The organism is Alcaligenes ammonioxydans (genome assembly GCF_019343455.1).
GTDB classification, from domain to species: Bacteria; Pseudomonadota; Gammaproteobacteria; order Burkholderiales; family Burkholderiaceae_B; genus Alcaligenes; species Alcaligenes ammonioxydans.
On record NZ_CP049362.1, the window covers coordinates 291,120 to 304,343 of the forward strand.

10 protein-coding genes are annotated in these 13,224 nt (G+C 58.9%); 6 read left to right on the plus strand and 4 right to left on the minus strand.

What is annotated here, in order from left to right; all coding sequences use genetic code 11:
* The first annotated feature begins 11 nt into the window (after nt 1-11).
* From mltA to FE795_RS01340, 6 genes are all read left to right on the plus strand, one after another.
* The gene (gene mltA, locus FE795_RS01315) at nt 12-1,307 is read left to right on the plus strand and encodes a murein transglycosylase A (protein ID WP_219235458.1); all 1,296 of its coding nucleotides are present in this window, start codon (nt 12-14) and stop codon (nt 1,305-1,307) included.
* Nucleotides 1,304-2,497: an FAD-dependent monooxygenase gene (locus FE795_RS01320; protein ID WP_003804480.1), complete on the plus strand. Its 1,194-nt coding sequence runs from the start codon at nt 1,304-1,306 to the stop codon at nt 2,495-2,497. The genes mltA and FE795_RS01320 overlap by 4 nt, the downstream gene beginning before the upstream one ends.
* Before the next feature lie 39 nt (nt 2,498-2,536).
* Nucleotides 2,537-3,268 (plus strand): DsbC family protein, encoded by a 732-nt coding sequence (locus tag FE795_RS01325; RefSeq protein ID WP_219235460.1) that lies wholly within the window; start codon nt 2,537-2,539, stop codon nt 3,266-3,268.
* 312 nt (nt 3,269-3,580) lie between these two features.
* Complete coding sequence (locus FE795_RS01330; protein ID WP_003804477.1) at nt 3,581-5,194, plus strand: EAL domain-containing protein; 1,614 nt, start codon at nt 3,581-3,583, stop codon at nt 5,192-5,194.
* A gap of 180 nt (nt 5,195-5,374) precedes the next feature.
* Nucleotides 5,375-6,907 (plus strand): methyl-accepting chemotaxis protein, encoded by a 1,533-nt coding sequence (locus tag FE795_RS01335; RefSeq protein ID WP_230406231.1) that lies wholly within the window; start codon nt 5,375-5,377, stop codon nt 6,905-6,907.
* Nucleotides 6,908-7,016: 109 nt separating this feature from the next.
* Nucleotides 7,017-8,594 carry an alpha/beta hydrolase-fold protein gene (locus FE795_RS01340; protein ID WP_219235463.1) on the plus strand — a complete coding sequence of 526 codons (1,578 nt, stop codon included), beginning with the start codon at nt 7,017-7,019 and terminating at the stop codon, nt 8,592-8,594.
* Between the two features lie 495 nt (nt 8,595-9,089).
* On the opposite strand, the gene FE795_RS01345 is transcribed toward FE795_RS01340, so the two are convergent.
* The 4 genes from FE795_RS01345 to FE795_RS01360 all read right to left on the minus strand — a co-directional run bounded on the left by FE795_RS01345 (nt 9,090) and on the right by FE795_RS01360 (nt 13,212).
* On the minus strand, nt 9,090-9,878 hold the full coding sequence (locus FE795_RS01345) for a 2,3-dihydro-2,3-dihydroxybenzoate dehydrogenase (RefSeq protein ID WP_131071191.1): 789 nt from the start codon (nt 9,876-9,878) through the stop codon (nt 9,090-9,092).
* Between the two features lie 13 nt (nt 9,879-9,891).
* Complete coding sequence (locus FE795_RS01350) at nt 9,892-10,530, minus strand: isochorismatase family protein (protein ID WP_219235465.1); 639 nt, start codon at nt 10,528-10,530, stop codon at nt 9,892-9,894.
* A gap of 14 nt (nt 10,531-10,544) precedes the next feature.
* Nucleotides 10,545-11,750, minus strand: a complete 1,206-nt coding sequence (locus FE795_RS01355; RefSeq protein WP_219235467.1) for an isochorismate synthase — start codon at nt 11,748-11,750, stop codon at nt 10,545-10,547.
* 64 nt (nt 11,751-11,814) lie between these two features.
* A complete protein-coding gene (locus FE795_RS01360; protein ID WP_131071192.1) occupies nt 11,815-13,212 on the minus strand; it encodes a Vgb family protein in 1,398 nt (465 codons plus the stop codon).
* Nucleotides 13,213-13,224 lie beyond the last annotated feature (12 nt).

The following is a 13,224-nucleotide window of genomic DNA, read 5'->3' on the forward strand; positions in this document are numbered from 1 at the left end:
CACCCCCAGCCATGAAGATAAAGTATTGCGTGCCAGCCGTTCTGCTGGCCTTGGGCGCCTGTTCCACTACGCCTGTGGACCGGGGTACTTCGCCAACGGCTCCGGGTACTGCCGAAAGCGGGCCGGATATTGCACTGCAGCCGTTGCGCGTGCCGTCCCTGTCTGCCTTGCCCGAGACCCCGGCGCGTGCGCTGGCCGGGCGCTATCAGGCCGTGAACTGGTCGAGCCTGCCGGGCTGGCAGGCAGACTCGCTGGATCATGTCTGGAAAGGGTTTATCAATAACTGCAAGGGCCTGATGCGTCCTGTCAGTGGTTCGCTGGCCATGCCTGCTCGCGCCAACCCACGAGCCTGGCAGCCGGTATGTCAGGCGGCGGCGTCCGCTGGACTGGATGCCAATACCCTGGATACGGCCGCGGTGCGCAATTTTCTGCAACAGCACCTGCAACCCTGGCGCCTGCTGACCGGCGAGGGCCAGGTGGCACAAAACACGGTCACAGGCTACTACGAACCCTTGCTCAAAGCCGCGCGCTCCCGTAGCTCCGGCTACCAATGGCCGCTTTTTGCCGCGCCCGATGATTTGCTGACGATTGATCTGGGGAGCTTGTATCCCGAGCTGGCAGGCAAGCGTATTCGTGGCAAGCAGGTTGGCAAGCGCATCGTGCCCTACGACACGCGTGAGCAGATCATGGCCCAGCCGGAGCGGCAGCCGCCTGTGATTGTCTATGCACAAGACCCGGTAGAAGGCTTCTTTCTGCAGATTCAGGGCTCAGGCCGCGCTATCTTGCCCGATGGGAGTGCGGTTCGTCTGGCCTACGCAGACCATAATGGCCGTCCATATGCCTCGGTAGGCCAATGGCTGGCCAAGCAGGGCGAGATGCCTTTGGCACAAACTTCCATGCAAAATATCAAGGCCTGGGCCAAGCGCAACCCGCATCGTGTCCAGGAAATGATGAACGTCAATACCGCCATGGTCTTTTTTAGGGAAGAAGCCATTGTGGACCCGGATCTGGGCCCCAAGGGCGCTTATGGCATCCCCCTGATCGGCTTGCGTTCCGTGGCCATTGATCCGACCTATGTGCCTTTGGGCACGCCGGTGTATCTGGCGACCTCGCAACCTGCCAGCAGCCAGCCCTTGCAACGGCTGGTCTTTGCCCAGGATACGGGGGCTGCCATCAAAGGCCCTGCTCGAACGGATCTGTACTGGGGCACCGGCGATGAGGCGGGTGCGCAGGCCGGACGCATGAAGCAGCAGGGGCAAATGTGGCTGTTGTGGCCACGTCAGGCAGGAGCACCAAGCGCGCGATGAAGAAAGAACGAATTGTTGTGTGTGGTGGCGGCCTGGCCGGGATGGCCAGTGCTCTGGGGCTGCGCAAGGCCGGATTTGAGGTCAGTATTTTGTCTCCGGCCTATAAGCCCATGCCATTGGCGGCCGGACAGTACCACCCCCGCGTCTATGCTGTCTCCGTAGCCAGCCAGCGTTTTCTGGCGCAGCTGGGGGCCTGGAATCTGATGTCAGCCCAGCGCATCTCGCCAGTCCAGGCCATGGAAGTGCATGGGGACGGCGGCGGTTGCCTGAATCTGCACGCCTGGCAGGATGCTCAGGACTGTCTAGCCTGGATTGTGGAGTCGGGCCAGATGGAGCAGGCGCTGTATCAGGCATTGCAAGTGTTTGGAGTGCCCTGGATTGAAGATCGCTTTGAGCGCCTGGAAGGCACTACCATGGTGACCGCCGGACAAAAGCGCATCAGCGCCGAGTTGTTTGTGGGGGCTGATGGTGCCCGCTCGGGCCTGCGTGCTGCCGCCGGCATTGAGCATCAGGGGCGTGAATACGGGGACGCAGGTCTGGTGGCCCATTTCAATGTAGAGCGCTCGCATCAGCACGTCGCCTTGCAGTGGTTTACAGGTGATTCGATTCTGGCGCTGCTGCCTATGCCCGATGTGGATGGCAAACCGCAAGTGTCCATGGTCTGGTCTGTACCGCAAGCGCAGGCGGACAAGGTACTGGCCCTGCCGCCGCAAGAGCAGGCCCAGTATGTACAAAACAGCCTGTTCTCCTTATCCAACGGCCGTCTGGGAGCGCTCGAACTGCGCAGTCCTGTCTACGGCTTCCCCCTGACTTTTGAACGCAGCGGCATGGTGGCGCCCGGTGTGGCGCTGGTCGGTGACGCCGCGCATCGCGTACACCCCTTGGCCGGTCAAGGCCTGAATCTGGGGCTGGGCGATATCGAAACCCTTATCAAGGTCTTGTCCGAACGTGGCTCCTATTACTCGGTCGGAGATATGCGCGTGCTCAATCGTTACAAGCGGGCCCGCGCCGAACCCATTGCTGCCATGCGAGCCGCGACCGATGGCCTGTATCGCTTATTTGCTGCGCCAGGGGCGCCGGTCTCCATGCTGCGCAATGTAGGCATGCAGGTCGTGGATCATTTGCCGTGGGTAAAACGCCGCCTGATTGCGCATGCTGCCGGAGTCAGCCCCGGTGCCCTCCTGTTTTAAGACCGCCCGAGTTTTGTCGATTAGCAAAGGATGTACGTCATGAAGTTGCCCCTTCGTTCTGTCTTGGCTCTGGCGCTCTTGTCGCTTGGCAGCCTGGTCCAGGCTGCCGGCCCTGCCAAAATAGACGCCCGTTTTGAAACGACACGCAAAGCCTTTGAGGCGGCTTTTCCGGGCGTGACGGTCGATGGCATCCGGGCCACTCCCTTTCCCAATTTGCTGGAGGTAGAGGTAGGGGGGACCTTGCTTTATACCGATCCCCAAGCCAGTTTTGTGATGCAGGGCTCTTTGCTCGATAGCAAAAGCCGGGTTGACCTGACCGAGCAGCGCATGCAGGAACTCAATCGTGTTTCTCTGGATGAGTTGCCCCTGGATAAGGCGATCAAGCTTGTGAAGGGTGACGGCAGTCGTCAAATGGTCGTTTTTGAAGATCCCAATTGTGGTTACTGCAAACGTCTGCATACGACGTTGCAGGAGATCGATAACGTTACGGTCTATAGCCTGATGTTTCCTATTCTTGGACCGGATAGTCGCCGTAAAGCGGAAGATATCTGGTGCGCTCAAAATCCCGCCAAGACCTTGAGTGATTGGATGGGAGGGGGAGTGCGCCCCGAGAAGGCCTCGTGTGAGCATCCCTTGGATCAATTATTGGCCGTGGGACAGAAATTGCGTGTTCAAGGCACCCCGGCGATTTATTTCGCGGATGGCAGCCGCGCCGATGGCTGGCTTCCTGCCGCGCAGTTGCAGTCTCGTCTGCAGGCGGCTGCCCAGTAATTATTTCGCCCCGTCTTGCGCTAGAACAACCCGCTCTTGAGCGGGTTTTTTTATGTCATAGTGTTATGAAAACTATAATTATTTATGAGGCACGATTTTAAAAGAACCTTGGCTGGAAAATAATCCTGTCGGGGTTTGCGGGGTAAGGCTGACGTTATTTTGAAGACAAAAAATTTCAAACGCCACATTTGACCATTCTTTACTTTGTGCTCTGTATTCTAGAAGTGATAATTCCAACTATTGATAAAAATAGTACTGTCGGCTCGCGCTGGGTGCGTCGCGAGACTGCTAATAATTAAATAGTAGGCGCTTATGGAACATGCACGCTGCGTGTTGATTGTTTTGGAAGAAGGCGAAGGCTTGCATTATTGGCTGGAGCAATTGCGGGTTTTCGGTACCAAAACAAGCGTTGTCAGATCTCTGGAAAAGGTGGCCGAAGCACGTCAGGCCCGGGCAGAGCTGTTGCTGTTCCCTGTTGAGGCCGGTTATGTCCCCTTGATGGTGGCCAAGCTGCGTAATGATTTTGGCTCCCTGGGGATTGTGGTGGTTCAGTCCGGCCTGTCTGCCAGTGCCCGCGTGCAGCTTTTGCTGACGGGGGCCGACGCCTGTCTGGCACTGGATGTGCAAGTGTCTGAGCTGATGGCCTGGTGCCATGCCGTGCGCCGCCGTAATGTGTACGCCGCTATTCATACTACCCAGACGGTGGAAGAGCCCCAGGACCCGGTCGGGCAGGAATGGACCTTGCGCGATAAAGGCTGGACCTTGGTGGCTCCTAATGGCGTGGGCCTGGAGCTGACCCATAGTGAACGCCAATTGATGGACGCCTTTGTCCGTCATGCCGACGCTCGTTTCAGCCGCGAGGATCTGATGCGCGACAAAGGCTTGGCCGCCAGCGACAGCCGGGCGGTGGACTCTCTGATCAGCCGTTTGCGCCGCAAGGCCAGCCGGGCCGGAATCGCCTTGCCGATCAAGTCGGTGCACGGTTGGGGCTACACCTTCACGGGCAAGCTCCTGGCCCAGCCCGAACCCCAGGACACGGAAGTCATGGAGTTTTACGCCCCGCGTGACGAGCAGGAAGCTGCTCAGCCTACCCCGGTGGAGTTGTTGCGTGCCCTGGAAACGCTGGATGTACTTGACCCGCGGGCCAGTGAAGCCTTGTCCTTCTCGTATCAGTTACGGGTGGCCACCGGCACGGGCCAGTACAGCGGGGTCGATGCCCAGGTGTTCTGGACCTCGCCCACCGGGCTGAGACTGTCGTCTGATCTGATTTTGCGCCATATGCCCGACTCGATACACCGCCAGGCCTTGTGCGAGTGGATGCTGCGCACCCTGATGGCAGATGTGCGCCGTTGGTGGCAGGACTATTCGCTGCGCGCCAGTCACATCGGTCTGAAGTTGCCCGTAGACATGCTCTTGCCTATTTACAAGCGCATACCTGGCCTGCTGCGGCAGTTTGAGCTGCAGCCGTGTTGTGTGGAGCTGGATTTATTCAGTGAAGACGAGCTGGAAGAGACACCGGAGCTGATCCAGGCCTTGCAGTATCTGAAAGACCATGAGATTCAGGTGTGGTTGACCAGTGCTGATATTGAAAACTACAAACTTAACCGTTTGCGCGGCTGGCCGCTTACTGGGGTCAAGCTGGAGGCCGACATCATTCAGCGCGCCTGCCGTGAGCCCACCTTTAAGGCCTTGCTGGAGACCGCTTGTCACTTGTTGAGCGAGCAGGGTTTCGAGCTGGTCATCAAGGGGGTGGACAATCTGGAGCAGCGCGATTTGGCCTTGAATCTGGAGCTGGGTCATTACCAGGGCCGTCTGACTTCGGAGCTGATGTCCGAGGACGGATTCCTGCTGACGTTGGCCAGTAGCGAACCCTCTTTCGGACAAGGTCCCGACTCGTCCCGACGGGTGAGTGGCAGCATTTTGTAAGCTGCCTTAGCATCCAGTCATCTCTATATGTAACTTTAATTAAGTATTCAAGCCCTAAGCCGTTACCCAGCTTGTCCGATGGGGCCTTCTCAACAGGCCGGCCGCCTTTCAGCGGTCGGTTTTTTGCGTATCTGGGACCTGTCTTTTCAGCGTTGCTCGGGGAATATGATGCGTTTGGGCTTGAAACAGAAGTTGTGGTTGCCATTGATCTTGGGGTTGATGGCATTGGTGGCGGTTTTTGTATTTGTGAACTATCAACTCTATCAGGCACAGATGGAGGAGCGAAAAAGCAGTTTGCAGCATATCGTCAATATCGCCGTGAGCATTACGCAGGACTACCAGCAGTTAGCCAGCAAGGGCGTACTGAGCAAAGAAGAGGCGCAAAAGCAGGCATTGCAGCGCATCAGCAGTATCCGCTTCGGACAGGAGGGCTATGTGTCGGTGTTGTCCTCCAGCGTTGTGTCCATTATGAACCCGACCCGCCCAGAGCTCGATGGTCAGGACGTCAGTGCAGTCGTCGACAGCAATGGAGTCCATCCGTTTACCGAGATGAGCCGCATCGGTCGCAATGGGGGCGAAGGTTTTCTGGAATATCACTGGCCCAAACTCAGCGACCAGAGCAATGCACCCAAGCTGGCCTTTGGCAAAGGCGTGCCCCAATGGGACTGGATACTGATCTCGGGTGTGTACATTGACAATATCAAGTCCCGCTTTCTGAGCAGCTTGCTGAACTCTTCAGTGGTGTTTGTCTTGATTGTCTTGCTGGTGTCGGCAGTGACGGTGTTTCTGGCACGCCAAATTCTTGCCGAACTGGGCGCCGAACCGAGCGTCTTGCATGAGGCGGCTCAGGCGATTGCTAATGGCGACCTGCGCGTTGCGCATTCCTTGCGCACGATTCCAGACAATAGCGTGATGGCCTCGCTGGAGCAGATGCGCTTGAAGCTGAATGATGTGTTGCGCACCCTGCAGCACAGTAGCGGCGTCATCGCGGACGATACCTCGCAACTGTCGGCGGGCAATCTTGAGCTGTCCAGCCGTACGACCCAGCAGGCGGCCGCCTTGCAGGAAACGGCCTCGGCCATGGAAGAGATGACGGGCACCGTGCGTATGAGCGAAGAAAACGCCATGCGCGCTGAAGAGGTGTCCAGTCAGGTGCAGAAAACAGCCCAGCATGGCGGCCAGATGGTCAGTGAGCTGGTGGACCGGATGGGTGCCATTCGTGATACCAGCGGTAAGGTGGCCGATATCACCACCGTGATTAACTCGATTGCCTTTCAGACCAATATTCTGGCCTTGAATGCTGCCGTGGAAGCGGCGCGTGCCGGTGAGCAGGGGCGGGGGTTTGCGGTGGTGGCCGGCGAAGTGCGTGCGCTGGCACAACGCACGACGGCCTCTGCACAGGAAATTGCCCAGTTGGTGGAGGCCTCGTCCAACAGCACGCGTGAAGGGGTACTGCTGATGGGGCAGGTCGGTGAGGTTATCGAGGAGATGGTCACGGGCAGCTCGCAGGTAATGACGATTGTGCATGAGATCGCCGCCTCGACCCGTGAGCAGACGATTGGTATCGAGCAGATCAACGTGGCGGTCGGACAACTGGATTCGGCAACCCATCAGAACGCGGAGATGGTCAATCAGGTTGCCCACACCTCCAGTGAGCTGCAGGATCAGGTGCAGGAGCTGGACCGACTGATTCAAGCCTTCCGTCTGGTTTGATAAAAGGGCTATCTGGCGCCGGCCAAGGGGCAGTGTCGATTATTTTTGATCGTATACTGCTCTTTGGGACGGGGCCTGGCCTGCGGCAAACCGGCATTTAGGAGGATGTATGTTGCGCGCACCTGTTGTAGCGATATTGATGGTGGGAATCGTTGAGTCGGCATGGGCGGCGGCGCTGCCTTCGGCTCAGGGTGAAGTTCAGGCGCACGAACATCATGAACGCATATTGAGTTTGCAGCAGAATGACCTGGTGCAAGGCAAATGGCAGCGCAATGGTGAGGTGGCGCTGGAGTTGTTTGGCCCTGATGGCACAGTCATTCGTCATTGGACGCATGCCCCGGAGCGGGGGAGCCCATTTGGTTTTGTTGCCGGGACGGCGGGCGAGTATCGTTTGCGCGTGTTGGGGCAGGGCCAATATCAGTGGCAGATCGAATCGGTGACGGCTGCGCAAGCGCCCGCCCAGGCCGAACCCTTGCAAGGGGATGTGATTCGCCAGTGGAGCATGCGTTTACGTGCTGGCGAACCTTCGCAGGGATTCTGGGATTATGTGCAGCGTGTCGGTTCCCCCTTGGTGGAGCGTTACAGCGCGACTCATGATCGTGTCACCTTTGTGTGGCGGGGTGCGCAGCAAGAGGTGCGTCTGCATGGCGGGCCTTTCGCGTACAGCGATCGCATGCATCGTTTGGGGGAGTCGGATATCTGGTATATCACCTACGACTTGCCGCGTGATGCCCGTTTTACGTACCGCATGGCACCGGATGTGCCCTATGTCGGCCAAGACCTGGCGCGTGAGGTCTTGCGGGCCGCATTGCAACGAGACCCTCACAATGCTCGGACCTTGCCGGAGAGCAGCAGCAATGTGTTTGAGGGCGAGTCGGTCGTACGTTTGACTCAAGCGCCTGCAGAAGTGGTGGCCCTGGAGCCACAGCAGGCCGGCCAAGGACAGTGGCGCACGGAACGTCTGCCCAGTCAGACCTTGGGCCTGGAGCGCCAAGTGCAGATTTATCAGCCTGCTGGTACCCATGCGCAGGATATAGAACATACCTTGATTTTGTTTGATGGCCGGGATTATCGAGATCTGGCGCGTGCACCTGCCATGTTGGATACCTTGATTGCCCAGGGACGCGTGAAACCCATGTGGCTGGTGCTGGTGGACAATCCCGGTATGGCGGAGCGCGCTCGTGAGCTGCCGCCTAACGAGGCCTACCTCAAATTTCTTGATAAGGAGCTGATGCCTTGGCTGAAGGCGCAAGGGGTGCAGTCCTCGGCAGACAAGACAACGATTGGTGGTTCCAGCTATGGAGGCTTGGCCGCCATGAATGCGGCGTGGCGTCTGCCGCAGTGGTTTGGCAATGTCTTGAGCATGTCGGGGTCGTTCTGGTGGGCTCCTGCCGGTCAAGAGCGGGGGCAGTGGCTGACGCGCCAGATGGCGGATTCACCTGCTGTGCCGGTGAGGATTTATATGAGTGCCGGGGTGTTTGAGTCTTCCGGCTCCAGCCGGGATGTCAGCCTGGTGCAGGCGAATCGTCATCTGGATGATGTGCTGCGAGCACGGGGCTATGACGTGCGTTACGTGGAAAGCGCGACGGCGCATGATTTTGTGGCTTGGAGGGATGCTTTGGCTTCGGGGCTGGAGCATTTGTTCGGGATTGTGCAGGGTGAAGCTCCGGTCGAGGACAAGAAGTAGCGGTAGCTGGACTTAGGCTTTGAGGGACGGGCTATAGGCGGGCTCAGGAGGCTGTACCGGGGGGGGCTGCCCAGATCCGAACAGCATGGTGGCAGTGCTCTTGAGTGGGCCTGCCTTCAACGGTTGTTGGCGGGGGCGGTTGGAACCGCTGGAGCTGCCCGATCTAGTTCACAGACTGGACGGAATTAAGACGTAGCTGATAGGAGGCTACCTGCATTGATCAGGTCTAATCTGACTTGACTTGACTTGACTTGACTTGACTTGACTTGACTTGACCTGACCTGATTCGATCCGATTTGACCTGACTGAGTCTGTCTTCATTGAGCCGCATTTACGATGTTTCGGTTCGCTCGTATTCTTCCTTGGCTTGGCAATAGGTGCTCAGTCCTTATCGGCACTGTCACTCGTAGGGATGTGCGTATGCTTTTGTCCGGACTCGTTCTAATGGGTAATTAAAAAAGGGCGGAATTTCCGCCCTTTTTTGCGTCTGGCTGTTTAGCCTTGGTCCAGTGTGGCACCGCCGTCCACGCGCAGGTCGGACAGGGTGATGTGGCTGGCGCGGTCCGAGAGCAGGAACAGGACGGCTTCGGCGATCTCTTTTGGGGTGGCGATTTTCTGCAAGGGGATGCCCAGCCGGTAGTTCTCTCCGGAGCCCGCGATGACGGTTTCACGCGAGCTGCCTTGTGCCCACATCGCTTGTTGCATGGGGGTGTCGGTGGAGCCGGGGGAGACGATGTTCACGCGGATGCCGTGTGGGGCCAGTTCCAGGCCCAGGCAGCGGCTCAGCTGGGTGACGGCGGCTTTGGAGGCGGCGTAGGCGCCCATGGCGATGCGAGGGGTGGCGGCGGAGTTGGAGCTGACGTTGACGATGGCGCCTTGTTGGCGCTCGATCATGCCTTTGGCCACGTTGCGACAGACGTTAAAGACGCCGGTGGTGTTGATGGCAAAGGTGCGATCCCATTGTTCGTTGCTCAGCTCGGTGATGCGGCCCATTTGCAGGACGCCCGCGACACAGGCTAAACGCTGAATGGGGCCCAGTTTTTCTTGCCCTTGGGCCAGCGCGGCATCGACGGCATCGGCTTGGCTGATGTCGACCAGGTGGCAGGAAACCCGATCACTGTATTCGGATTGATTCAGTTGGGTCAGGCCTTCGGCGTCCAGGTCCAGGGCGATGACGCGGGCGCCTCGCTCCAGCAGTAGGTGGGTGACGGCAGCGCCAATGCCACGGGCCGCGCCCGTGACGGCGATGCATTCACCTGCAAATTCTTGTGCGCTAGTGCTCATGTGTGCTTCCTGTTTAGCTTTGCAGGCTGTCCTGGATTTCGGCGCAGGTCAGGCTGACGCCGCAGCGTTGCGAGACGTGGCGAATGGCCATGTTGTGTTCTTCCAGCGAAAAGTCGGCCACGCCGTCGATGGCCAGGAAGGGCTGTACGTCTTGCATGAAGGCTTCCAGGGCAGTGCTCATGCAGCCGATGTGGGCGTAAACGCCGGTGATGATCAACTGGTCGCGGCCCAGATTGCGCAGTTGCTCGCGCAGGTCGGAGCGCTGGAAGGCGCTGTAGCGCCATTTGGTCAGCATGATGTCCTGCTCGGCGGGTGTCAGCTCGGGCACGACGGCTTGCTGGCTGTGAAATTCGCTGGCGGTCAGGCCTGGACCCCAGAAGTCGTTCAGCAAGGCGCGGTCTTTCTCGGGTTGTTCGGTAGGTTGAGCCGTGTAGAACACGGGAATTCCCCGCTTGTGGCAGACGTCGCGCAGGGCAGCGATGCGTTCGATTAGCATGGGAATAGGGGCCAGGCTCATATCGTATTTCTGCAGAAAGTAGGTCTGCATGTCATGAATGAGCAAGGCGGCACGATTTGCCTGTGGACGCCAGTTGACGCGGTTGGTCACGGGAGCTTGAGGCAGCTCGTAACTGGGCAGCGCGTGTATGGTCATGGTTCGTGTCTCCGTTAAAGTGCAATGTTTTGCGCCAGACCCAGTGAGTTGATCAGGGTCATGAGTTTGTTGCCGGTTTCCTGGCGTTCCAGTGCCGGTACAGAGCCTTCCACAATGCCCGCGCCCGCCGATAAGGTCAGACCTTGCTGGGTGTAGTGGCCGCAACGGATGGCCACGGCCCATTCGCCGTTGCCTTCGTGGTCATTCCAGCCGATCGCACCCGCAAAGTAGCCGCGATCAAAGACTTCGGTGGCTTCGATGGCCTGCATGGCGGGCTGGGTCGGCAGACCGCATACGGCCGGGGTGGGGTGCATGGCCAGGGCCAGCTCCAGAGAGCTGACGCCAGGGTCGCGCAAGCGGCCGCTGATGCGGGTGGACAGGTGCCACAGGTTGGCGGTACTGGTCAGGCTGGGGCCCTCAGGCACGTCCAGGGTGTCGCAGAACCGGGACAGAATGCGCACCACATCCTGGATGACGTAGGCATGTTCACGCCGATCCTTGCTGGAGGCCATCAGGGTCTGGGCGCTGGCCTGATCGCGTTGTGGATCGGCAAAACGCGGGGCCGTGCCCGCCAATGGGTTGACAGTAACCAGGTCGCCTTGGCGACGCACTAACAGTTCAGGACTGGCGCCGAAAAAGAGATCTGGGTCGTGCGCTGCTCCACCCGGCAGGGGCAGGGCATAGGTGTAGCCGGCTGGATTGCTGTGGAGCATATTGCTCAACACGGTCTGACGGTCCAGGGCTTCACTCAGTGTGATGGTTACGGTACGAGCCATCACGGTTTTGGAGATGTTCTGTTCACGCATCGTGGCCAGAATGTGGCTGACGCTGTCTTCGTAGCCTTGGCCGTCGGGCAATAGCTGCTGGCTGGCGATTGTGTTGCGGGAGCGGGCCAGGGGTGGGCGCTGGACCGGGCGCCGCAATACGGGATCGCGCTGGTATGTGGTGGGCACACGCATATAAGCGTTGCGGGCAGGGTTAAAGGGAATCACGCCCAGCAAAAGCGGGGCGTGCAGTCCTTGCTGCGCAGCCTCTGACAACAAATCTTGGGCATCGCTGAGCAATTGTCCCTGAGCATTATGGGTATGCCGCTCCAGTGCCGTGCCGTGTGCCATCAAACTGACGGTGGGAGAGGCAAAGACGCTGCTGTCGGCCTGGTAATGCTGTAACCATTCTTCAATGGTGGCGGGGCGGACGTGGTCGGCTATACGGCTGTTCATAGGAGTCCTTTTTGAGGGCAGGGGGCAGTGGCGTCCCTTTTTGTGAAAGGGACGCCTCAGGGGCTTATTTCAGATGAATGCGCGTGATGCGGTCAGCCGTCGGGTCATCCTTGCCTTTGGATTTGTTGACCAGGTAGGCATTGCCTTCACCGTCCACCGAGACATGGTTGGGGAAGCTGCCACCGTCCAGGTTGGCAACAATCTCACCGTTGCCGTTGACGGCAGTGACCGTGCCGGCACCGCGTGAGGCGACATAGGCCAGTGTCGTTTTGGGATCGAAGACCACATTCAGGGCGCCAGCCCCGATTTGGATGTCGTGCTGCACGGAGCCATCCTTGGCGTCCACGATCAGCAAGTTGTCGCTGCCCTGGGAGGCCACATAAATCTGGCCGTTTTTGCTATCCACCGCCACACCGGCAGCGCCTCGTGCGCCGGGCAGCGCGTAGACGGTCTGGGCATTGCCGTTGTTCAGGTCGACAATAATCAGCTCATTGGTGCTGGCGCTGACGGTGTACAGGCGACCGTTTTCGGCATCCAGAGCCAGACTCATGGGGCTGAGCGGATTGCGGGTCTTGGATTCCAGCTCAATCGGCTCCAGCGCAGTCAGTTTCTTAGTGTCAAAGACGGAAATCAGTTTGGAACCGGGCGACGAGACATAGGCACGCTGGGCTTGCTGGTCCACCACGACGTCACGGGCGTGGCTGGCGGCCCCTTGCTCAAACTGCTTGACCAGTTTCAGGTCTTTCTGACGGTAGACCGAGACCGTGTTGCTGCGGGTATTGCTGACCCAGACATTGCCTTGGGCGTCGTCCACGGCTACGCCGTATACCGCTTGTACCTGACCATCAGTCCGACCCTCCTGGGCCGCCGGGGTGACGCTGGCTTCGATTTTCAGGGTCTTGGGATTGACTTTGAGCAGTTGCGATTGCTTGACCGGCGGGCGGCCGACGGCCGAGGTCACAAACAGAGCCTGGCTTTTGGGACTGTAGGCGCTTTGATACAAGCCGGGAACCAGATGCTGCGATTGCAGTTCAAACTTGTCCTGACCGCTGAGCTCCACCTTAGGGGATACCTTCAGGTTGAAGATGCTGGCGGTCGAAGGTTTGCTCACTTGCATGACGACCGGATGCAGGCCCGTGGCCGCATCGGCCGGGATGGCCACTGTCGCACGCAGATTGCCGTCCTTGTCGGCGACCAGGGCTTCAGGCGTCAGCGTATGTCCGTTTTGCAGCAGGATGACTTCCTGGCCTGGTGTGAAACCGCGACCTGACAGTTGGGCTTCGCTGCCGGCATAGACCACGCCAGCAGCGTTCAAGGAGCCACGGAAATCTGCATCAGGCTGGTCAAAAGCAGGGGCGGCAAAGGCGTTGGCTAAAGACAGCGACAAAACCGCTGCGCTTAGGCCGGCTTTGCGTAGCAAGGCGGCAGGAGTACGACGAATGCAATTGACATTGATTAGCATCTTTTAATCCTA